This window comes from Aeromonas sp. SE22 (genome assembly GCF_038739755.1).
Classification (GTDB): Bacteria; Pseudomonadota; Gammaproteobacteria; order Enterobacterales; family Aeromonadaceae; genus Aeromonas; species Aeromonas jandaei.
Genome location: NZ_JBCGFD010000015.1, coordinates 42,888 through 65,538 on the forward strand (window position 1 = coordinate 42,888; position 22,651 = coordinate 65,538).

Sequence of the window (22,651 nt, forward strand, 5' to 3'; positions counted from 1 at the left end):
GCAACGAGAAACCCCCTCTGTTACGAGGGGGTTTTTGTTTATAGTCAGTTTACTTCAGTTCCGGCCAGTAGGCTTTGTTGGCCTCAATCAAGTCATCGAGAATGGACTTGGCCACCGAGGCGCTAGGTACTGTTTTGGAGAGCGTGATGGCTTGCCACAGCTTCTGGTAAGAGTGCTCGACCCAGGCTTCGACCACCAGTTTCTCGACCGCGACCTGCTGGCCCATCATGCCCTGCTGGAACAGCGGAATGCTGCCCACCTGCAACGGCTCTGGCCCGCTGCTGCCGACCAGGCAGGGGATCTCGACCATCGCCTCCGGGTCAAAGTTGGGGATGGCGCCGCGATTGGGAACGATCAACAGCATCCGCTCCTGAGTGTTGAAGGCGATGGCGGTTGCTAGGTCAACGATATAGGAGGCGTGTTCATCGATCTCCAGCTCGCCAGCTGCTGAGTTGCCTGCCTTGACGATCTCGGTGCAAGCGGTAAAGACCTGCTTCTCGCGGTGCTCCATTACTTCGTTGGCGCGAGTGTGTTCCGGGTTGGAGTGGGCAACCACATAGTCCGGGTAGAGGTAGTACTTCAGATAGGTGTTGGGCAGGGTATCCGGGTCGAGCGCCCACACATCCCTGGCCTTGGCGAAGGTATCGTTCCAGCTGGCTTCGGCATGGCTGGCGCTGTTGGGTACATAGCCGTGGCGGGCAACGTGCTCCTTGATCTTCGGCATCAGGTCGTTGCCTTCCAGATCCTCGATGCGGGTCCACCAGCCGAAGTGGTTGAGGCCGTAGTAGCGTACTCGCATATCTTTGCGGGATTTGAGACCGGCAATCTGGGCCATGCGCCCCTCGATCCCGATTGGCATATCACAGATGTTGAGGATTTTGGCATTGGGGCGCAGGCGACGGGTCGCTTCGGCGACGATGGCGGCCGGGTTGGAATAGTTGAGCATCCAGGCATTGGGTGAGTACTGCACCATATAGTCGACCAGCTCCAGCACACCGCCGATGGAACGCATGCCGTAGGCGATACCGCCCGGGCCGCAGGTCTCCTGACCGACCACGCCATGACGCAGCGGGATCTTCTCGTCCAGCTCGCGCATCGGATATTTGCCAACCCGGATATGGGCCATGACGAAATCTACATCGCTAAACGCTGCTTTGGGGTCGGTGCCATAGCTGAAGGCGATCTCGGGAGCCTTCTCTTTCAGCAGGATTTTGCAGGCTTCGGCGATGATCTCCTGGCGGGCACCATCGTTGTCGTAGAATTTGATCTCCTTGAGTGGGAAGCGATGCTGATTTTCCAGCAACATCAGAACGATACCAGGAGTAAAAGTGCTGCCACCACCGGCAATGACTACAGAGAATTTTTTCATGATCATGACTCCATTACTAAAGACGATTGTTGATGACTGTTGTTCATAATCGATTCCATATTTTCACGTACCTGAGGTACATGCAGACCGATAATTACCTGGATACTATCGCCATGGCGGACGACCCCATGGGCACCCAATTTAATAAACTCCTCATCTGCTGCGGACAGCTTGCTGTTAGCCAACGATATTCTTAAGCGGGTAGCGCAATTATTCAGGCTGCGTATATTTTTGACTCCACCAAGCGCTTCGATAATTTGCGCTGCGCTATCACTACCACGCTGTTTTTTGGCTGCCTGATAATCTGATTTTGAATAAAGCTTTATTTCACTGTCTTCCCGCCCCGGTGTTTTTAGATTGAGGCGGATAATCAGTGCGCGAAATACCAGGAACCAGATTCCGGTAAAGACCAACCCGATTGCGATCTGAGTGAACATCATTCCCGCATGGTTGTGGAACATGGGTATCCAGTTCTGCGGCAGGAACTGGTCGAGCAGCCCCCCGCCCATGTTGCCGACCACACCAAACAGATACATTACCGTCGACATGGTTGCTGCCAGCAGGGCGTGGATGGCAAACAGCAGCGGTGAGATGAAGAGGAAGGTGAACTCCAGCGGCTCGGTGATACCGACCAGAATGGCGGTCAGGGTGGCCGGGATCAGCAGGCCTGCTACCTTGGCCTTGTTCTCTTTGGCTGCTGTGGCGTAGATGGCCAGAGCAATCCCCATGGCACCGAAAATCTTCGAGTTGCCATGCAGGGCAAAACCACCCTGAGGGAACTGCTCAATCAACGGGCGAGTGCTCTGGCTGAACTCCAGCATGTGCTGTGCCCAGTAGAGTTGAATGCCACCCTCCACTGCTGCAGGGCCGAAGATGAAGGGGCCGTAGATAAAGTGATGCAGGCCGGTCGGGATCAAAATTCGCTCGAGGAAGGTGTACACCCACACCCCGACCGGACCCGAAACCAGCATGAAGTTCTGCAGGGAGGCGATGCCCATCTGTACTTTTGGCCAACCGAGCAGTGTCAGCCAGGCACAGGGGATCATCACGAAGAAGGCGACAATGGTGACAAAGGAGCTGCCCTGAAAGATGCCGAGAAAGACCGGCAGTTGGCGATCAAACAGACGGTTGTGCAGTGCCGTCACGATGCCGGAGATGGCGATGGCCCCTATGATGCTGGTATCCAGGGTCTTGATTCCCGCGACCATGGCGAGGCCACTTTCGCCCCCTACATCTTGACTGAAGTCGACCCCAAAATAATTTCCCCAGGTCATCCCCATGGCGTTGATAAAATAGTTCCAAGTCATGAAACTGACCAATACAGCCAGACAGGCTCTGGCTTGTGCCTTATTTGCCAGGCCGATTGGCAAGCCAATTGCAAATATTAGCGGCATATTTCTGAATACTGTCCAGCCACCCTCTTCAATAATATGGATTATCTGGAAAAACAGTCCTTGTGGATTTGCCAGTGATTCACCGACAAACATCGGGTTTTTCAGCATAATTGCAATGCCTACTACCATACCTGCAAAAGGAAAAAGCAGTACAGGAGTGAACATTGCTCCGCCAAAGCGTTGAATTTGACTGAGCATATATTATCCCTTGGTTGAAATAGCTAATCGAATCCTTGCCGGTGTTGCCAGATGCAAATTAGCAACGATAAAAAGATACCTCATGAAATATCTTGGAATTATGTGATCTGACGCATGCAGTTATTTAGACAAAGATGTCTAACTTTTGAGATATTGTTGTACCTCTTTATTTGGTAGTGTTTTTACAGCTTTTTTTGAACGATAAGTGGTTGTTTTAACTTGCTTATATAAATTCATAAAAGGGAAGGTGGTGGGTGTCGGTGCAACAGGGGATGTCTAGCAGTGATCTATAAATCGGTGGCTGATCGACTCAGGATCAGGATAAACGGTGCCGAGTGCCGGGTGGGAGATGTGTTGCCAGGCGAAAAAGCGCTGGCAGAACAGTATGGAGTCTCCCGCATGACCATCCGCAAAGCGGTAGACATGTTGATCGAGTGGGGATTGGTCGAGCGGCGCCACGGCAGCGGCACCTATGTGACGAAAAAGGATGTCCAGCATGAGACCAAAGGGCTGAGCGGATTTACCGAACTGATGCGCGAGCAGGGGCGCACTTTGACCAGCCAGGTGTTGGAATTTCGCACCATGCCTGCGCCACCAGCCATCGCCAGTCAGCTGCGGGTGAAGGTGAATGAACCCGTCTATTACTCCAGCCGGATCCGCTCGGTGGATGGCCGGGCTCTGCTGCTGGAAGAGAGCTACATGCCGGTCAGGCTGTTTCGCAATCTGTCGGTCGCCCATCTGGAAGGGTCAAAATTCGACTATATCGAACGGGAGTGCGGCATCGCGATTGCGGGTAACTATGAGTGCTTCAGTGCCGTGCTGGCGGATCGGGTTACTGCCGAGCTGCTCCATATTGAGCAGGGAGCCCCTATCCTGCGGCTCACCTCACTCTCATACAGCGAGAGCGGAGAGTTCCTCAACTACTCCATCATGTTCCGCAATGGTAACGACTACCATGTCGACTACCACCTGCATCGTTTTCGTTAATCTGCTCGCCAGCCTGCGGGCTGGGTATTGCAGGGATGCCTGGTACCTTATGAAGCAGGAGATGACTGGGCTAGAACGCTAGTCACGGCGCTGATAATCAAAGGGCTGACAGCGATGTCAGCCCTTTTCCATTGCGTGGTTACTCGGTCATGGCTGAGCCGGAAAGAATTACTGGATGGAGACCGACAGGGTATGGGGCACCTGCTCGCCACGGCGGGCGGAGGCGCGCATCTGATAGACCTGGATCAGATATTTGCCGGAGGCAGGCAGCTTGCCCTGCCACTGCTCGCCGACAGCACCCGAGCTGAGCGCTTCGGCCTGACCGGGTACCGCGCCGGGGGCAAAGACGTTGAAGTTGGCATTGCTGCTGCCGGAGATGCCGACTGTCATGGTCTGGCCCGCTTTGGCGACCAGCGTGTAGTTGATGGTGTCATAGCCTGTGAAGGTGCCCTTGATCTGGGCACTGTGGGCTCCCTTGGCGAACTGCACCGGCACCGTTGTCACCTTGTCGGCCGCCTGAGCACCGGTTGCCATGGCCAGAGTCAGCAAGGCAGCCATTATGGATCTCTTCATCTCTCAATCCCCTGTTTATTAACTTTTTAATCAACAAAGCCTGCGGTTTTACGCCAGCAGCTTACCAGATGCTGCGTCATGACCCGGTAACATCACCAAGTGTGGTCGTTTATGGTCAACGGGTCGCGATCTTTATGTGGCCAGTTATCCCATGGAGGCAAACGGAGATGTGATCAGGGCCGTGCTCCTGATACAGGCCGATCCGCAAAGAGGTCGTTTGGCCGCGAAGATGAGATGAAGAGGAAAAATGGGAAATTAACCCTCTAAACTCAACACTGACACCGAACATGGACATGGACTCAACCTGACGAGGACGTTGTATGCTGTATCGCTGGCTTGCCCTCTACTCCCTGCGAACCTTCACCCTGTGGTGCGTTGCCCTGATAGTGCTCACCCTGTTTGCGACCAGCGCGCTGGATCAGAGCTTGAGCCGACAGCTGGCCGCCATGGATGAAGAGACCGCCCACCTCAATAGCACCCAGAACCTGTTGCAGGAGCTGCGCTACCACACCACCCAGATCCAGCAGTTTCTGACCGATGCCTCCCTGACCGGTGATGCCGGCTCGATGTCCGAGGCGCGCAGCCACTCTGACGCTGCGCAGGCTATCTTGCCCGGTCTGGCGGAAGAGAAGCTCGACCTGCAGCAACTGCTACAACAGCAGATGGCGGTGGGGCAGCAGATGGTCACCGCCTATCAGCAGCAGGGGACCGAGGCGGGCAACCGGGTGATGAAAGCCGATGGTAGTGGCTTTGATGCAGTTTCCGCCTCCATCGCCGACCAGGTCGGCGGGGCGCTGCAGCGCCACGGGCAGGAGCTGGCCGACAATCGCGAATCCAACCTCGCGCTGCAGGAGAGTTTCGAAACCCAGATGGTGGCACTGCGGCTGCTCACCTGCCTGCTGGTGCTCGCCATTCTGGGCGTCCTGCTGCTCAAGGTACTGGTGCCGCTCAAGCAGCTGGATCGCAACCTCGAGAACCTGGCTCACGGCAGCAAGAACCTCACCTTTCGCCTGCCGGTGATCGGACGGGATGAATTTGCCAAGCTGGCGGTAACGTTCAACCACTTTATTGGCGATGTGGACCACATCATTGCTACCGTGCAGGGTGTAGCGGAGCAGAACAACCGCAAGATTGGTGGCCTGAAAGAGCAGACCGATCGTACCCGACAGGGGATGGTTCAGGTGCAGACCAATACCGACATGCTGGCCACTGCCATCAACGAGATGGCCAGCACGGTGCAGGAGATCGCCCGCAACACCGAAGAGGCGCGGTTGGAGACCGAGCAGACCCAGCGCGAGGCGCTGACCGGGCAGGGTCGGGTCGAAGAGGCGATGAACATGATCCGCAAGGTGGCCAGCGGCATGGAACAGGCGGCTGGCACCATCAACCGGCTGGAGCAGGAGAGCAACCAGATCGGCGAGATCGTCAACGCCATCCGCGCCATCTCCGAGCAGACCAACCTGCTGGCCCTCAACGCCGCCATCGAAGCGGCCCGCGCGGGCGAACAGGGGCGCGGCTTTGCGGTGGTGGCCGACGAGGTGCGCACCCTGGCGAGCCGTACCCAGAACGCCACCGTCGAGATCCAGCAGAAGATTGAGCAGCTGCAGCGGCGCACCAGCGAAGCGGTCAGCACCATGCACGAGACCACCCGTCAGAGCGAACAGGCGGTGGTGCAGGCGGGCGAAGCGGGGCAGACCCTGCAGGCCATCGTCTCGGCGGTCGAGCGCATTACCGGGCTCAACACCCAGATTGCCACCGCCGCCGAACAGCAGTCACAGGTGGCGGAAGATACCAACCGCAGCGTGGTGGAGGTGGCCGATATCGCCCACCAGACGCTGGGGCTTACCCTGCAAAGTGCCCGCAGCGCTAAGGAGGTGGGTTTTGGCAGTGAAGAGATCCGCCTGCTCGGTAGCCAGTTCAAGGTCAGCCACCGCGTCGAGCAAGCGAATAACGAGGATATCGTTCACTGGAGCGAAGCCTTCAGCGTGCATGTGACCGAGGTTGACCGGCAGCATATCGGCCTGTTCGATGCCATGAACCAGCTCTACCACGCCATTCAGGATGGCAGCGGCAGCGATCAGGTCAAACAGCGGCTCGATCGGCTGGTGGGGCTGGCCAAACAGCACCTGCTGGATGAAGAGAAGCTGATGGAGCGGGCCGGATACAGCCAGCTCAGCGCCCACAAGGGGGTGCACGTCAAGCTGCTGCAGGATCTGGATCGCCATCTGGCCAGTTTTGCCCGTGGCGAGCCCGATGCTGACTTGCACGTCGTCATGTTCCTCAAGAGCTGGCTGATCGACCATATCTTCCGGGTCGACAAACAGTACGTCCCCGAGCTGCATGCCGCCGGGATCCACTGATCCCGCCGCTGGCCCAACGCAACCAAACGAATCGAGGCGCCCATGGCGCCTCGATTCGTTGATAGCAAAAGCAGGAATAGCGGTAGCCGCTTACAGAGTGGCGAAATCCACCTCGGGCAGGGTTTCGAAGCCGGGGCGGGCAAACAGATAGCCCTGCATCAGGCTGACGCCCATCCCCCGCAAGCAGGTCATCTCTTCGCGTGTCTCGACCCCCTCCGCCAGCGGGGTGATCTGCAATTCGGCAAGCAGGGCCAGAGAGTGGCGCACTATGGCTTGCCGGGTCGGGTCATGGTCGATGCCGCGCAGTAGGTGCATGTCGAGCTTGACGATGTCGGGGCGAAAATCGGCCAGCAGGCTGAGGCCCGAGTAACCGGCACCAAAGTCATCGATCGCCGTCTTGAAGCCGAGCGCCTGATAGTGATCGACGATGCCGCGAATGTGGCGGTTATCCAGCACCTGCTCCACCTCGGTGAACTCGAACATGATCTGCTCAATGGGAAAGAGATGCTCGCGGGCCGCCTGCAGGGTGGTGCGGATGCAGCGCTCCGGGCGGTAGACCGCATTGGGCAGAAAGTTGATGCTCAGCATGCCCCGCATATCGAGCCGGGCGGCCAGCGCGATAGCCTTGATCCGGCACAACTGGTCGAAGCGGTAGCGATTGCCGTCGTTGACCCGGGCAATCACGCTCTGCGCCGGCTCGTTGTTGAGCCCCCGCACCAGCGCCTCGTAGCCGAAGATGGTGCGCTTGCTGCAATCGACGATGGGCTGAAAGGCCATGGTGAAGTCGAAGTCGAGATCTGCTTTCTCCTGACACAGCTGGCAGATGGCGGGGGACGGGGCGGCAGGTATATCCATGACTCTCCTCTCGGGGCGTGGCGGCGCTGGGGACTGACTCAAATGATAACAGCTCGGCTCTGCCAGCAGGGTAATTTCCCGGTAATACGCAGCCACTCCCCTTGAGGTACCAAACGTTACCCCGTTTTCTGCAAGATATGCGGCAAGGGCGGGTGAAGATGGCCTCGCTCGTTTACCAGAGATCGGGCGATGCTCCGCAGGCACCCGTAATCGCCGCTGGTGGCCGCCAACTCAGCCAAGGCAGTCGGTATAAACAAAATTTATGGGTTTTCGGATAATGACCAAATTTTTACTTATGCATGCTTGTTGTGTGCCCTGATGCCGCAGTTTGGCCCATCCACAGCTCGCAAAGGGCAATGGCCGATCCTGATCACCCGGCATAGAGCGCCAGCCACCGCCCTGTAGGTTCGATTAGCCCTTTAGGTTCGATTAGCGCAGCGTAATCGGACGAACGAGTGGCCTTGGTTGCGGTTGTTGCCGTGCAGCGGGGCGGCCAGCCGGAGGGTAAATTTGGCTGGCTGTTATGGTGGGGGAATCCATTTACGCGAACGTCCGATTACGCCTGACGGCTAATCGAACCTACGGGCTGGCCCGTTATGGTGGGAGAATTGATTTACGCGAACGTCCGATTACGCCTGACGGCTAATCGAACCTACGGGTTGTGATATGTGGATAGGCGATTGAAATGCGCAGCGTTAAAATGTTTAATCTCATTTGGTGATCTCATTAGATATGGTGTCTTGTGTATAAAAAAATAGTAGGCGCAAGAAAAGATGTATTTCAAACAACAGCACTATGGCTTGCCATTTTAGTCCCGATTGTGTTGTCAGCTTTACTGTGGTTTGGGATATCGCATTTTGTCGCATTCGGTGTGTTTTTATCGGACATGTGGGCAACAATGAAATTGCCAATAGCTATAGCTTCTTTATCTATTCCATTGGCAACGTGGGTTATCGCAAATCATAGTTCAGCAAGAGTAACAGAAACGTTAGCCAATCAAGACCGAAAGCAATTATCAGATATTTATTTTGAGCAAGAGAAGTTATTTGAGCGTATTTTAATTAGGAAAATTAAGCATTTGAACTTCAGGTACATAACGGCTGAGGATTTGCCTGTTATTCATGCAACAATTTTTGACTATAAAAATCTTCATAAAAATGGTTTTTTAAAAATAAAGTCAGACCTAAGTGATAAAATCAGAGAGGTTACAGAGATAAATAGAGGGAATAGTCTTTTTTTCTATGAAGCTTTTATGGAAGAAAAGAATGGAGGAAATGACTCTATTAAAATGCAGAATTTGACTTGTAGCTATATAGAAATGTTAGCGAATAACTTAATGGTGCTCGCAGGTCATGTTGGTTGCAGAATGATCAGGGAAAATGACACGAGTCTCGAAACGTTATGTTCTGCATTTGTTGAGATTGAACATCTGGTTTCTGAAATAAAGAATTTTATAACAGATGACATTGAAGATTCATTTCTCACTGAGGATGACTATGAGTTATTTAATGCAATAATGGTTGTGACTGCTGAATATCATGGTGGTACGCCAGCAGAGTTGACTATTAGTAAGGTTGTTGAGTCTACACATCTGAAAGTATTAATAAAGCATTTTGCAGGTTCTGACTTGCGTCGATTCATATCCTCAGTTATGGATAAGGTTATAGATTTTGTTAGAGAGGCTTCTAGCCATTTAAATATTGTTCAGAGTGATGAAGAATATCTTGCATTGAAGATCTATCACAATGACCCTTCAGATTCTATAAAGGTGTTTTTTACTAAGCTCGATGATGAATCTGTTATTGGGGTCATTTCAGCTGAGTGGAGAAATGAAAAATACGATATCAACGTAGTTTGTGAAGATGGAAAATATAATATAGGGCCTGATTTAAAAGAACAGGGAAGGTTTATTTCCGCGCTTCAATATCTCTCCAAGACTTTATATTTAACAAGCTCAGTTGAAGATTCATTGCATTCTTAGTTGGCAATAAAAACGGCGCCATAAAGGCGCCGTTTTTAATATCACTCAACTCAACCAAGATCACTGCAGCAGCGAGATATCCGCGACTTGCAGGAACAGGTTGCGCAGGTTGTTCAGCAGTGCCAGACGGTTGGCCTTGAGGGCCTCGTCATCGGCCATCACCATGACTTCGTTGAAGAAGGTGTCGACCGGCTCGCGCAGGGCGGCCAGACGGGTGAGGGCAGCCTGATAGTCACCGGCGGCGAACAGCGGGGCCAGTTCGGCTTGCAGTTCGGCAACCTGGGTGGCCAGTGCCTTCTCGGCGGCATCGACCAGCAGTTCCGGTTTGACGGCAGTCGGCAATTCGCCTTCGACCTTGGCCAGAATGTTGCTCACGCGCTTGTTGGCGGCAGCCAGTGCCAGTGCGGCATCCAGGGTGCGGAAGTGGCTGACGGCCTTGACGCGACGATCGAAGTCGAGCGGACGGGTCGGGCGGCGGGCCAGTACGGCCAGCACCACGTCGGCACCGATGCCTTCGTCCTGATAGGCGGCGCGGAAGCGGCCCAGCATAAAGTCGACCACGTCGGTAACGACTGTTTTGTTGGTCAGCTTGTCGCCGTAGACGCGTACCGCTTCTTCCACCAGTTCAACCAGATCCAGATCCAGCTGCTTCTCGGTCATGATGCGCAGGGCACCGATGGCGGCGCGACGCAGGGCGAACGGGTCCTTGTCACCCTTCGGCAGCATGCCGATGCCGAAGATACCGGCCAGGGTGTCGAACTTGTCGGCCAGCGCGACGGCGCAGGCAACCAGACCGGACGGCAGGGCATCACCGGCAAAGCGCGGCATGTACTGCTCGTTGAGGGCCACGGCGACCGCTTCGTCTTCGCCATCGTGACGGGCGTAGTGCATCCCCATGACACCCTGGGTGTCGGTGAACTCGCCGACCATGTTGGTCATCAGGTCACACTTGGAGAGCAGACCGGCACGCTTGGCCTGAGCCACGTCGGCGCCGATACGCTCGGCGATAAAGCCGGCGACGGTCTCGATGCGCTCGACCTTGGCCTTGACGGTGCCCAGCTGTTGCTGGAACAGCACGGTTTCAAGGCGCGGCAGGCGGGAGGCCAGGGTCTGCTTGAGGTCGGTCTTGAAGAAGAACTCGGCGTCGGAGAGACGGGGGCGAACCACCTTCTCGTTGCCGCTGATGATCTGGCTCGGGTCTTTGGACTCGATGTTGGTGACGAAGATGAACTTCGGCAGCAGCTTGCCGTTCTTGTCGTAAACCGGGAAGTACTTCTGGTCACCCTTCATGGTGTGAACCAGCGCCTCAGCCGGAACGGCCAGGAACTTCTCTTCGAAGTTGGCGGTCAGCACCACAGGCCATTCGACCAGTGCGGTCACTTCTTCCAGCAGGGCGTCGTCCAGATCGGCCACGCCACCGAAGGCGGCAGCGGCCGCTTCGACGTCAGCCTTGATCTTGGCCTTGCGCGCCATGAAGTCGGCAATCACCATGCCGCGCTCCTGCAGGATCTGCGGGTACTGGCTGGCGTTGTCGATGGTGAATTCGCTCTCGCCCATAAAGCGGTGGCCGCGGATGGTGCGGGCAGAGTCGATACCCAGAATGTGGGCGGGAACCAGATCGCCATCCAGCAGCAGGGTCACGGTGAAGACCGGACGCACGAACTGGATGGTCTTGTCGCCCCAGCGCATCATTTTCGGGATCGGCAGTTTGGCCAGTGCGGAGGCGACCAGTTCGCCCAGCAATTCTTTGGCCGGACGGCCTTCAACCTTGGCGGTGTGAACCAGCCACTCGCCCTTGTCGGTGACCAGACGCTCGGCCTGCTCAACGGTGATGCCGTTGCCACGGGCCCAGCCTTCGGCAGCCTTGGTCGGCTTGCCTTCGGCATCGAACGCCTGCGCTACGGCCGGGCCGCGCTTCTCGACGCTCTTGCTCGGCTGTTCGCCGGCCAGCTCGCTTACCTTCAGCGCCAGACGGCGCGGTGAGGCAAACCACTCGACGTCGCCAAAGGCCAGATCGGCCTTGGTCAGTTCGGCTTTGAAGTTGTCGGCAAAGGCTTCGGCCAGGGAGCGCAGGGCTTTGGGCGGCAGCTCAGCAGTACCGATCTCTACCAGAAATGTATGTTGTGCCATGTCCGTTCCTTAACCTTGCTTGTTCTCACTGCGCTGACACATAGGGAAGCCCAGCGCTTCGCGGGAGGCGTAGTATGCCTCTGCCACGGCCTTGGTCAGGGTGCGAATGCGCAGGATGTAGCGCTGACGCTCGGTGACCGAGATGGCCTTGCGGGCATCCAGCAGGTTGAAGGAGTGAGCGGCTTTGAGGATGCGCTCGTAGGCAGGCAGCGGCAGCGGTTTTTCCAGTGCCAGCAGATTCTGGGCTTCCTTCTCGTACTGCTCGAAGCAGTGGAACAGGAACTCCACATCGGCGTGTTCGAAGTTGTAGGTGGATTGCTCCACTTCGTTCTGGTGGAACACGTCGCCGTAGGTGGTCTTGCCCAGCGGGCCGTCAGACCAGACCAGATCGTAGACACTGTCCACGCCCTGAATGTACATGGCCAGACGCTCGAGACCATAGGTGATCTCGCCGGTTACCGGCTTGCACTCGAGGCCGCCAACTTGCTGGAAGTAGGTGAACTGGGTCACTTCCATGCCGTTCAGCCACACTTCCCAACCCAGACCCCAGGCACCCAGAGTCGGGTTTTCCCAGTTGTCTTCCACGAAGCGGATGTCGTGGATTTCAGGATCCATACCCAGCTCTTTCAGGGAGCCCAGATAGAGTTCCTGAATGTTGTCGGGGGAAGGCTTGATGATCACCTGGAACTGGTAGTAGTGCTGCAGGCGGTTCGGGTTTTCACCGTAGCGGCCGTCAGTCGGACGGCGGGACGGTTGCACGTAAGCGCAGGCGATGGGCTCCGGGCCCAGGGCACGCAGACAGGTCATGGGGTGGGAAGTACCGGCACCCACTTCCATATCCAGCGGCTGAATGATGGTACAGCCCTGGCGGGACCAATAGTCCTGCAGCTGCAGGATCAGGCCCTGAAAGGTTTTGACATCGAATTTTTGCATAATTTTTTTCGCGCGAAATGAAAATCAGAGCAAGATTTGCTGAATGTGAACCGAGGGAGTATACCGTCTGGCATGGTCGGATAATAGGCGAAATTGCAGCGGATTCGCGGGATGGTGCTGTGCTCTGGCTGGTCGGGCGGGCTGTCCGGTATATGATGTGAGCAGTGCCGCCTGTAGAGTGGGCAGGGTCGGGGAAACCGCTGAAATAACGAGGGAGAGGAAATGGAACTGCGCTGCGCCTGGGTGACCAAAGACCCGGAATACATTGAATACCATGACAAACAGTGGGGCAGGCCGGTCTATGACGCCCGCGAGCTGTTTGCCAAGCTCTGCCTCGACGGCCAGCAGGCGGGGCTGTCGTGGATCACCATCCTCAAGCGCACCGAGAGCTACTACCGCGCCTATGCCGACTTTGATCCGCAGCGTATCGTGCAGTTCGATGAGCAGGATGTGGAGCGGCTGATGCAGGACACCGGCATTATCCGCAACCGGCTCAAGGTGCAGTCGATCATCAAAAACGCCCGCGCCCTGCTGGCGCTGGAGGCCGAGGGCATCGACTTCGTCGATTATCTGTGGGGCTTTGTGGGCGGCGCCCCCATCGTCCACCAGCGCCAGGGCAATAGCGATATTCCGGCGACCTCGCCGGAGTCGGATGCCATGTCGAAAGCGCTCAAGAAACGCGGCTTTACCTTCGTCGGCAGCACCATTTGCTACGCCTTTATGCAGGCGGTGGGGATGGTGAACGATCATCTGGTCAGCTGCCCCTGCCACGCCGAATGCCAGCAGGTCGCTCGCCAGCCCCGCACATAGTTCTGCCAAACCAGCCCCGAAAACAACAATGCCAGTCATCACTGACTGGCATTGTTGTTTTTGGCAAGGTGAGGGCGGTGGCTACTTCACCCCCGCCTTGATCATGCAGTCGCTGTACTGCTTGTCCACCCGGAAGATGTGGTTGAGCAGCCAGTTCTTGAGGAAGATGATCATCTCCATATTGCGCTCCTGCTCGTCGCCCCCTTCGCGGCGGATCAGGGCGCCCAGCTCGGCCAGCAGCTTGGCATGCTCCTGCTTGTGGCGTTGCAGGTCGGGGTAGCAGGCTTGCTCCATGCTCTTCTCTTCATCGGCAAAGTGCTGGGTCGCCAGCTTGAGCAGCTCGTCCAGCCGCTGTTTGCGTTGCTGGGGCGAGCCGTTGTCACGGACTGCGTGGTAGAAGCGGTTCATCGCCTCGAACAACCCCTGATGCTGGCGGTCCACGCTCGGTACGTTGACCATAAAGGATTCGTTCCAGTGCAGCAGATCTTGCTCGTTACCATAGTGGGGGTTTGAGTTGACCTCGAACTGATCGCTGACCAGACGGATCTCCTCATTGGCCTGATTGAGATCCCGGGTGTGGGTGCGGCTCTCGCGCGAAAGGTCCAGACATTCGCGGGCGATGTTGGCGACCAGCATGACGTTGCGGTTGGTCTCTTCGGTCACCTTGGCCTGCTGCTCCGCCGCGGTGGCGATCTGACCGTTCATGTCGGCAACCCGGGTGATCGCCTCGACGATGGCGTTCAGGGTCTCGCCGGTACCGGCTGCCTGATTGACCGCCTGCTCGCTGACATTGCGGGTAGTGTGCATGGTGTTGACCGCATGGCGGGTGTTGTTCTGCAGCGCCTCGATCCGCTGCTGGATATCGACGGTGGCCGCCTGGGTACGGATGGCCAGCTGGCGCACCTCGTCGGCCACCACCGCAAAGCCACGCCCCTGTTCGCCGGCCCGGGCCGCCTCGATGGCGGCATTGAGGGCCAGCAGGTTGGTCTGTTCCGAGATGGTGCGGATCACCTGCAAGATGTTGCCGATCTGGGTGCTCTCCTGATCCAGCTGAGTCACTTCACCGGCGGATTGCTCGATGTGGTCAGCGACCTGACGTATCAGGGCGATGGTCTGGCTCACCTGCTGCTGGCCATCGTGGGCCTGCTGCTGGGTGAGCAGGGTATCCTGACTGGCCTGCTCGGTATTGTGCTCGATGTTGTGGACGGTGGCGGTCATTTCGTTGATGGCGGCCGCCAGCATGTCGGTGTTTTGCTGGGCCTGCTGCATGCTGTTGAAGGTGCTGCCGGAGTGGTTCATCAGCAGTGCCATCTTGTCATGAGTCTTGTGGGAAACCTGCTGCACCGAGCCGATCAGGCTGTCGATATTGTCGAGGAAGCGGTTGAACACCTTGGTCAGATAGGCGAATTCGTCCTGCCCCTCAATGCGCAGCCGGAAGGTGAGATTGTGGCTGTGATTGGCCAGCTCGACCAGCTGGGCCATCAGCTGCTGCAACGGTTTGACGGTTTTGAAGTGGATCAGCAGCAGCATCAGCATGATAACGGCCAGGCTGACGACCAGCAGGATCATATCCTGGCTCTGCAGGGTCTGGTTCTGATTTTCAATGGCTCGCTCCTGCTGCTGCAGTTGCTGCCGCTGCTGTTCGAGCGCCTGTTCGACGGCGCTGGAGATGCTATCGGTCAGCGCATCGAAGCCCTGATCCGGCTCCTTCATCAGGCGGTTGCCCGCCTCACGTCCCTCTTTGAGATAGGCATCGACCATCCGCTTGCCCACATCCAGCTGACGGGTCAGCAGGGGGGTGAGGGCACTCTGCAACCGGGGCAGGGTGTCGAGTAGCTGACGAGCCGCCTGAGCATGCTGCTCCGCCTCGCCGATGGAGTCCTGCTCCCCCGATACGGCGGCATCGGTGAGGAATTGTTGTACCTGGGTAGTGTGGTAACGCAGCTCCTGCAGCGCTATCTGGGCGTTGGTGATCTTGATCACTTCGCCCGGTAGCAGTCCGAGCTGGCTGGTCAATGTGCTGCGCCAGATGTTGCTCAGTACCATGGTCAGCAAGATGATGAGGCTTGCCCCCAGCAGCAGGCGCCGGATCGATATATTGCGAAGCAGTGAAGACATGGAACCCTCGGATGCCCTATTGACAGTACCTTCAATAGTAGTCAATGGAGCCACCCAACGGCCTGCCTTTCATCACATATCCTGTCTCGTCATCAGGTTTTCCCCTCTGGTTCAGGGAAGAGCAAGTTCAATGACCGATACTGCCCTTTTCTGCCCGGTGTCACTCTCTTTCTGCTGACGTCACACCTTGGCACACCTCTGGGGTAGAATGCCGCCCTTCAGTTTATCGAGTTGTTTCTTTGAGGTTTTTTCATGCATTTCAAGACTCTGGTTCCCGCTGTTGCACTCGCCGTTGCCCTGAGTGGCTGTACCACCAACCCCTACACTGGTGAATCCCAGACCTCCAAGGGCGCCTGGGGCGCGCTGGCCGGTGCCGCTGCCGGTGCCGCAGTAGGCGCGCTCTCCTCCAGCAAGGGTGACCGCAAGAAGGGTATCCTGACTGGCGTGGCCGCCGGTGCCGCGCTGGGTGGCGGTATCGGTTACTACATGGATGTGCAGGAGGCCAAGCTGCGCGAGAAGCTGCAGGGCACTGGTGTCAGCGTTACCCGTAATGGCAACGATCTGATCCTCAACATGCCGAACAACGTCACCTTCGACAGCTCCAGCTCCCAGCTGAAAGCGGCCGGTGCCAACACCCTGTCTGGCGTGGCCATGGTGGTTGCCGAGTTCGACAAGACTCGCCTGAACGTAGTCGGTCACACCGACAGCACTGGTTCCCGCGACCTGAACATGAAACTCTCCCGCGAGCGTGCCGACGCCGTTGCCGCCCAGCTGATCGGTCAGGGTGTTGCAGGCAGTCGTATCGCGACCACAGGTGTTGGCCCGGATCAGCCGATTGCCAGCAACAGCACCGCAGCCGGCAAAGCCCAGAACCGCCGCGTAACCATTACCCTGACCCCGACTGCCTAAGTCGTTCAGGTTTCGGTAACGAAAAGGCCCCGCCAGTGATGGCGGGGCCTTTCTATTGGAGCCTTTGCGAGCAATGGCATCCCTTATTTCCTTAAGAGAGAAGGGGTAGGGATGAGGGGGATAGGCCTCTTAGACTGCCGCAGTCAGCTGCACTTCCACCTTGTAGCCTTCGTGGGCCAGACGGGCCTGTACACAGGCTCTAACCGGCGCGGAGCCCGCCGGGATCCAGGCATCCCACTGCTCGTTGAAGGCGGCGATGTCGCCAATGTCTTTCAGATAGATGTTGGCCATCAGGATCTTGTCGATGCCGGAGCCGTTGGCTTCCAGCAGGCGTTGCAGGCTGGTCAGCACTTCACGGGTCTGCTGGTGGATGTCGGCCTCTTCGCTGACGGGGACTTCCACCACATAGAGGGTGCCGTTGTGAATGACGACGTCAGACCAACGCTGGGTGGTGCCGATTCGGGTAATGGTTGTCATGGCGTGCTCCGGAAACGGGGAATTATTGACCCTTGCGGATCAGATAACGGTAGGGGGCCTGCTCTGTCTCGCTGGCGACCAGAGTGTGATCCATAAAGCGGCAGAAACTGGGGATGTCGCGGGTGGTTGAGGGATCGTCGGCACTGACCAGCAGGGTCTCCCCGTCAGCCATCAGCCGCACTTTTTTACGCACCATCATCACAGGCTCCGGGCAACGAAGCCCGATTGCGTCCAACTCGTGAGTTGCATCGCAGAATAAATCACTCATCTATCATCAACCTTCAACCTATTCGGCTGCCAATGATACTCAGGGCTAAAAAATAAGCAAACCATTGGCCTGTCTAACAGCATATGTAACCAAAATGTTATTGCGGACTATCCAGCGCCTGCCGGACGAGTAATATAAAAATTGAACCATATTCAACAAGGAGGTGAATATGCAGGTCTCCTACGGCAGATTGCAGGCCTATGCAGGCATGGGGTTCTTGTCCTTCGCAATGATAGTGATGGGCAGCCCGATCGGGAATACCGGTACCTGGTTCGGTTCCATGGTGATGGTCGGGCTGGGGCTCTGGATCGAGCTCAGCGATTACTATGACGAGGATGAGGACGAAAACGATCAATCCTGACTTGATGACGATTCAACAACAAAGGCGGAGCAATCCGCCTTTGTCATTTCTGTCGATTGGCCGGTAGACCGGATCAGCGGGTCGAGCGCATTGCCCGCTCCAGATGCAGCGCTGTCTGCTGCGGGCTGGCTTTGGGGTCGTTGAAGAAGTTGCTCAGCACATCCAGAATCGCCTGACGCATATTGGTGGGAGTGGCCATCCCCTCTGCCATGCTGGGCAGCAGATTGTCCTGTTGTTCGGCATGGAGGAAATCCTGATAGGAGCGGATGGCGCAGCGATCAAACTTGCTCATGTTGGGTTTGGTCAGCGCCGGGATCGACCCCTTCACCCGGTTGAACTCCTCCTGAAACTTCGGCGTCATCAGCAGCTGGGCCAGCTCCCCCTGGGCTTGCAGCTGGGCCGGATCCCGCTGTTTGAACATGGCGATGGAGTCGAGGTTGTAGCTGAACAGCCCGGTGCTGCCAGGGCTCGGCAGGCATTCGATATCCTCGCCCGGCCGGTAGTTGCCGGCGAGCAGCTCCCCCTTCACCCAGTCGCCCATCACCTGCATGGCTGCCCCGCCACTCTCCAGCAGATTGGTGGCCTGATGCCATTTCAGTCCGGCGTACTTTTGTGGCACGTAGGCGCGCAGCTGCTGGAAGCGGGTCAGGACCCGTACCATGTCGGGGCCGGTCAGGGTGGCGCTGTCCTGTTCCACAAAGGCTTTGCGATAGAACTGCTTGCCCCCTTCACCTAGTGCCACCGTTTCAAACAGGACGGCCAGCTGCCAGGGCTCGTTGCCGATGGCGAGCGGAGTAATGCCCCGTTTTTTAAGCTTGTCGGCGACCGTTACGAACTGGGCCCAGTCGGTGGGAGGTGTGAGTTTCTGTTGTTCGAACACCTTGTGGTTGAGCCAGAGCCAGTTGACCCGGTGGATACCGGTAGGCACCGCCATCAGGGCGCCGTTCTGGCTGAGGGTGGCCCGCACCATAGGCGGCATCTGGCTGTACCAGCCGAGGTGCTCAGCCATGGGGGTGAGGTCGCGCAAAAAGCCGAGCCCGGCCCACTCCTTGAGCTCATACCCCTTGAGGTGGGCCGCCTCTGGCGGGTTGGCGGCCAGCGCCCGGCTTTTCAGCACCGTCATGGCGCTCTTGCCGCCACCGCCCTGTACCGCGAAGTCATTCCACTGGTTGCCCTTGGCGATCCACTCAGATTTGAGCACTTCGACCGCCTGCGCTTCGCCGCCGGAGGTCCACCAGTGCAACACCTCCACCTGGGAGGCACAGACAGAACCGGAGAGCAGGGCGAGCAGGGGGAGAGGGAACCACTTCATGAGAAGACTACCTTGGCAGTGAGAGGGTGGCCTGCAGGCCACCTTGCGGACGATTTTCCAGCACCAGATCGCCGCCGTGGGCGTGGGCGATATTGCGGGCGATGCCGAGCCCGAGACCGGTGCCGGCCTGATCCGTGCTGAGTCGGTAATAGGGCTCGAAGATGCGCTCGAACTGGTCATCCGGCAGGCCGGGGCCCTCATCCATGATGAACAGGATCAGCATCTCCTCGTCATCCATGATGATGATGCGTACCCGCTGGCCATATTTGATGCCGTTGTCCACCAGATTGCCGATGCAGCGCTTGAGCGCCAGCAGCTTGCCACGGTAGGGCCACTTGCAGTGCCCCTCGATGGTGAGACGTTCGTCGTGGAGGTTGAGCGACTCGGCCATCTGCTCCAGCAGGGCGTTGATGTCGATCTCCTCGATGTTCTCGTGGATGTCGGTCTCTTTGACCGTCTGCAGTGCCCCTTTCACCATCAGCTCCAGCTCATCGAGATCCTTGTTGAATTTGGCGATCTGTACCTCGTCGTCGAGCAGCTCGACCCGCAGCCGCAGCCGGGTGATGGGGGTCTTGAGGTCGTGGGAGATGGAGCTGAACAGCCGCTCTCTATCATCGATATAGCGCCGGATGCGGTGCTGCATGATGTTGAAGGCGCGGGTCGCCGCCACGATCTCGGAGGCGCCCTCCTCCTTGAGCGAAGGCTGGTCGATATCCTTGCCGAGATTGACCGCCGCCTTGGCCAGCCGGCGCAGCGGCCGGGTCTGCCAGCGCACCAGCATAAAGGTGAAGAAGCAGAGGAACACCGTCATCAGGGCGATGAAGCGCACCTGGTTGCTCGGCATGACGGTGTCATCCAGCGTCATGTAGGGGGCGGGCAGCAGGGCCGCCAGATAGAGCCACTCCCCCTTTTCGATCTCGATCTGGGTCACCAGCACCGGCGGGTTGATGGGCTCGAGCGACAGGGTGTAGCGCGCCCAGGAGGAGGGGAGATCCGCCAGCAGGGTGTCGTTGTTGAATACGTGGAGGTCTTCGGGCCGCGAGAAATCCACCTTGATCGCCATGGCATCGGAGAGCTTGCGGGTCAACACTCCCTGCACCTCCTCCAGCACCTGCGTCTTGCGTTCGCTGTCGGGGATGGCGTTGATGTGGATCTCCTCTTCGTTCAGCGAGACGAAGAAGCGGCTGCCGCCCATGTTGCGCAGCTGATCGAGAGCGATGTGGCGATATTGCAGCGGCAGGGATTTGAAGAAGTTGACGGTGGAGGCGGCAGACATGGCGAGGTTGCGGGTGGTGCTAAGCATCCCCTCCAGCTCCCGCTTCTGGATCTGCTGCATCCAGATGCCGGTCAGAATGGTCTGGGAGAGCAGGATGGCCAGCAATAGCAGCAGGATCATCCGCGACAGCAGAGAACGGGGCACCAGTGCCCCCCAGGACCATTTGTTGCTCATGGCAGTTCGTGCACCTCGGCGATCAGCATGTAGCCGCTACCGCGGATGGTTTTGATGATGCGCGGGCTCTTGCCGTTGTCGCCCAGCTTCTGGCGCAAGCGGCTGATTTGCACGTCGATGCCGCGCTCCATCGGCAGGCTTTCGCGGCCGCGGGTGGCATCTGAGATGGTGTCGCGATCCAGCACCACGCCGGGCTGCTGCAGGAACATGCCGAGCAGCATGGCATCGCTGCCGGAGAGATCCAGCAGGCTGCCATCTTCGTGGGTCAGCTGGTGGCTCAGGGTATCGAGGGTCCACTCGGCGAAGCGCAGCCGACGGCTCGGCTCTTTCTCTTTTTCCGGCTGGCGGAATTCGGCGCGGCGCAGCAAGGCCTTGATGCGGGCCTGCAGTTCGCGCGGGCTGAAGGGCTTGGCGATGTAGTCATCGGCGCCGAGTTCGAGGCCGATCACCCGATCCGCCTCGTCGGAAGCCGCAGTCAGCATGATGATGGGCACCTGGGAGGTGCGACGGATCTGCTGGCAGAGGGTAAAGCCATCCTCGCCGGGCATCATGATGTCCAGAATGATCAGGTCCGGGCTGTGCTGGGCAAGCTGCTCGCGCATCTCGTTGCCCTCTGCCGCCGTCAATACCTGAAAGCCCGCCCGGGTCAGGTATTCATTGAGCAGCTCGCGGATCTCTTGGTCGTCATCGACGATCAGCAGTTGTTTGCTCATTGACATATGTATGTGCATCCACCCATTTTTTTGTGCAGATTGAACCTGTCGGGGGAGCAAAAAGCAAGCAAGCCCCCCATCTAATGTGAGGTTTGGAGCAATAACCACCCATTGCCGGGTTTAAAACGAAAAAAGGCCGACCCAAACGGGACGGCCAATACCCAGCATCCGACTACAGGCCAGCACCCCGTGTGGCGATGGCCTCAGATTTGAAAAGGGGCCGGTCATGCCGGCCCCGAAAACGTCGATATTCGATCGAGTTGCCTGTGGATCACACCCGTTCGAATACGGTGGCGATGCCCTGACCCAGACCGATACACATGGTGGCAACCCCCAGCGTGGCATCCTTCTCCTCCATCAGATTGATGAGGGTAGTGGAGATGCGCGCACCGGAGCAGCCGAGCGGGTGACCCAGCGCAATGGCGCCGCCGTTCAGGTTCACCTTCTCGTCCACCTGATCCTGCAGACCCAAATCTTTCACGCAGGGCAGGGACTGGGCGGCAAACGCCTCGTTCAGCTCGAACAGGTCGATGTCACCGATGGTCAGACCGGCCCGTTTGAGCGCCTTCTGGGTTGCCGGCACCGGGCCGTAACCCATGATGGCGGCGTCACAGCCAGCGATGGCCATGGCACGTACCTTGGCGCGCGGCGTGAGGCCGAGGGCCTTGGCGCGATCCGCGCTCATCACCAGCATGGCGGCGGCGCCATCGGACAGGGCCGAGGAGCTGCCGGCGGTGACGGTGCCGTTGACCGGATCAAACACCGGGCGCAGCTGGCTCAGGGTTTCAACGGTGGTCTCCGGGCGGATCACCTCGTCATAGTCGTAGAAGAAGCGGGCACCGCTGGCGTCATGGCCTTCCAGCCCGACGATCTCCTTGGCAAAACGTCCTTCCACGGTTGCCGCGTGGGCACGGCGATGGGAGCGGGCGGCAAACTCGTCCTGCTGCTGACGGCTGATGCCGTGCAGCTTGCCGAGCATCTCGGCGGTCAACCCCATCATGCCGGAGGCTTTCGCCACCGACTTGGCCATGCCGGGGTGGAAGTCGACGCCGTGGCTCATCGGCACGTGACCCATATGCTCAACGCCGCCGATGATGAAGATATCCCCATCACCTACCTGAATGGCGCGAGAGGCATCATGCAGTGCCTGCATACTGGAGCCGCACAGACGGTTGACGGTGACCGCTCCCACCTGCTTGGGTATGCCGGCCAGCAAGGCGGCGTTGCGGGCGATGTTGAAACCCTGCTCCAGGGTCTGCTGCACGCAGCCCCAGTAGATATCCTCGATCTCGTTCGGGTCGAGGTTGGGGTTGCGCAGCAGGATGGATTTCATCAGGTGCGCGGACAGATCTTCTGCACGCACGTTGCGGAAGGCGCCGCCCTTGGACCGGCCCATCGGGGTCCGGATACAGTCGACAATGACTACGTCTTTCATGAATGGATCTCCTTTCCG

General features: G+C 57.9%; 19 protein-coding genes. 6 read left to right on the forward strand and 13 right to left on the reverse strand.

Annotation, left to right across the window (positions count from 1 at the left end):
• Positions 1-49: 49 nt before the first annotated feature.
• Positions 50-1,375: a 6-phospho-alpha-glucosidase gene (locus AAHA39_RS18035; RefSeq protein ID WP_320656955.1), complete on the reverse strand. Its 1,326-nt coding sequence runs from the start codon at positions 1,373-1,375 to the stop codon at positions 50-52.
• A complete protein-coding gene (locus tag AAHA39_RS18040; RefSeq protein ID WP_071914725.1) occupies positions 1,372-2,961 on the reverse strand; it encodes an alpha-glucoside-specific PTS transporter subunit IIBC in 1,590 nt (529 codons plus the stop codon). The genes AAHA39_RS18035 and AAHA39_RS18040 overlap by 4 nt, the downstream gene beginning before the upstream one ends.
• Before the next feature lie 282 nt (positions 2,962-3,243).
• On the opposite strand from AAHA39_RS18040, the gene AAHA39_RS18045 reads away from it, so the two are divergent.
• Positions 3,244-3,948: a GntR family transcriptional regulator gene (locus tag AAHA39_RS18045; protein WP_320656954.1), complete on the forward strand. Its 705-nt coding sequence runs from the start codon at positions 3,244-3,246 to the stop codon at positions 3,946-3,948.
• Positions 3,949-4,116: 168 nt separating this feature from the next.
• On the opposite strand, the gene AAHA39_RS18050 is transcribed toward AAHA39_RS18045, so the two are convergent.
• Complete coding sequence (locus AAHA39_RS18050) at positions 4,117-4,521, reverse strand: g-type lysozyme inhibitor (RefSeq protein WP_320656953.1); 405 nt, start codon at positions 4,519-4,521, stop codon at positions 4,117-4,119.
• 320 nt (positions 4,522-4,841) lie between these two features.
• Here AAHA39_RS18050 and AAHA39_RS18055 point away from each other — a divergent pair, with 320 nt between their 5' ends.
• Positions 4,842-6,881: a bacteriohemerythrin gene (locus tag AAHA39_RS18055; RefSeq protein WP_320656952.1), complete on the forward strand. Its 2,040-nt coding sequence runs from the start codon at positions 4,842-4,844 to the stop codon at positions 6,879-6,881.
• A 90-nt stretch (positions 6,882-6,971) separates the two neighbouring features.
• Here the strand turns inward: AAHA39_RS18055 and AAHA39_RS18060 are convergent, their stop codons facing one another.
• A complete protein-coding gene (locus AAHA39_RS18060) occupies positions 6,972-7,736 on the reverse strand; it encodes an EAL domain-containing protein (protein ID WP_320656951.1) in 765 nt (254 codons plus the stop codon).
• 742 nt (positions 7,737-8,478) lie between these two features.
• Between AAHA39_RS18060 and AAHA39_RS18065 the strand changes: the two genes are divergently transcribed.
• Positions 8,479-9,717 carry a hypothetical protein gene (locus tag AAHA39_RS18065; RefSeq protein WP_201910613.1) on the forward strand — a complete coding sequence of 413 codons (1,239 nt, stop codon included), beginning with the start codon at positions 8,479-8,481 and terminating at the stop codon, positions 9,715-9,717.
• Positions 9,718-9,777: 60 nt separating this feature from the next.
• Here AAHA39_RS18065 and glyS read toward each other — a convergent pair whose 3' ends face one another.
• Both glyS and glyQ read right to left on the reverse strand, forming a co-directional pair.
• Positions 9,778-11,847 (reverse strand): glycine--tRNA ligase subunit beta, encoded by a 2,070-nt coding sequence (gene glyS / locus AAHA39_RS18070; RefSeq protein WP_320656949.1) that lies wholly within the window; start codon positions 11,845-11,847, stop codon positions 9,778-9,780.
• 9 nt (positions 11,848-11,856) lie between these two features.
• A complete protein-coding gene (gene glyQ / locus AAHA39_RS18075; protein WP_005339464.1) occupies positions 11,857-12,780 on the reverse strand; it encodes a glycine--tRNA ligase subunit alpha in 924 nt (307 codons plus the stop codon).
• A 222-nt stretch (positions 12,781-13,002) separates the two neighbouring features.
• Between glyQ and AAHA39_RS18080 the strand changes: the two genes are divergently transcribed.
• Positions 13,003-13,590, forward strand: a complete 588-nt coding sequence (locus tag AAHA39_RS18080) for a DNA-3-methyladenine glycosylase I (protein ID WP_320656948.1) — start codon at positions 13,003-13,005, stop codon at positions 13,588-13,590.
• Positions 13,591-13,671: 81 nt separating this feature from the next.
• Here the strand turns inward: AAHA39_RS18080 and AAHA39_RS18085 are convergent, their stop codons facing one another.
• On the reverse strand, positions 13,672-15,708 hold the full coding sequence (locus AAHA39_RS18085; RefSeq protein ID WP_320656947.1) for a bacteriohemerythrin: 2,037 nt from the start codon (positions 15,706-15,708) through the stop codon (positions 13,672-13,674).
• 252 nt (positions 15,709-15,960) lie between these two features.
• On the opposite strand from AAHA39_RS18085, the gene AAHA39_RS18090 reads away from it, so the two are divergent.
• A complete protein-coding gene (locus AAHA39_RS18090) occupies positions 15,961-16,617 on the forward strand; it encodes an OmpA family lipoprotein (protein WP_041210599.1) in 657 nt (218 codons plus the stop codon).
• A gap of 129 nt (positions 16,618-16,746) precedes the next feature.
• On the opposite strand, the gene AAHA39_RS18095 is transcribed toward AAHA39_RS18090, so the two are convergent.
• Positions 16,747-17,094 (reverse strand): RidA family protein, encoded by a 348-nt coding sequence (locus AAHA39_RS18095; protein WP_320656946.1) that lies wholly within the window; start codon positions 17,092-17,094, stop codon positions 16,747-16,749.
• A 22-nt stretch (positions 17,095-17,116) separates the two neighbouring features.
• Positions 17,117-17,362 (reverse strand): sulfurtransferase TusA, encoded by a 246-nt coding sequence (tusA, locus tag AAHA39_RS18100; RefSeq protein WP_005342448.1) that lies wholly within the window; start codon positions 17,360-17,362, stop codon positions 17,117-17,119.
• Positions 17,363-17,531: 169 nt separating this feature from the next.
• Between tusA and AAHA39_RS18105 the strand changes: the two genes are divergently transcribed.
• Positions 17,532-17,723, forward strand: coding sequence for a hypothetical protein (locus AAHA39_RS18105; protein WP_005339471.1), 192 nt, complete (start codon positions 17,532-17,534; stop codon positions 17,721-17,723).
• A 73-nt stretch (positions 17,724-17,796) separates the two neighbouring features.
• Here AAHA39_RS18105 and AAHA39_RS18110 read toward each other — a convergent pair whose 3' ends face one another.
• The 4 genes from AAHA39_RS18110 to fadA form a co-directional block, all read right to left on the reverse strand.
• A complete protein-coding gene (locus AAHA39_RS18110; RefSeq protein WP_320656945.1) occupies positions 17,797-19,035 on the reverse strand; it encodes an ABC transporter substrate-binding protein in 1,239 nt (412 codons plus the stop codon).
• A 7-nt stretch (positions 19,036-19,042) separates the two neighbouring features.
• A complete protein-coding gene (locus tag AAHA39_RS18115; RefSeq protein WP_041210601.1) occupies positions 19,043-20,485 on the reverse strand; it encodes an ATP-binding protein in 1,443 nt (480 codons plus the stop codon).
• On the reverse strand, positions 20,482-21,204 hold the full coding sequence (locus tag AAHA39_RS18120; protein ID WP_033112852.1) for a response regulator: 723 nt from the start codon (positions 21,202-21,204) through the stop codon (positions 20,482-20,484). The genes AAHA39_RS18115 and AAHA39_RS18120 overlap by 4 nt, the downstream gene beginning before the upstream one ends.
• A 265-nt stretch (positions 21,205-21,469) precedes the next feature.
• Positions 21,470-22,633: an acetyl-CoA C-acyltransferase FadA gene (fadA, locus tag AAHA39_RS18125; protein WP_019446297.1), complete on the reverse strand. Its 1,164-nt coding sequence runs from the start codon at positions 22,631-22,633 to the stop codon at positions 21,470-21,472.
• Positions 22,634-22,651: the final 18 nt, after the last annotated feature.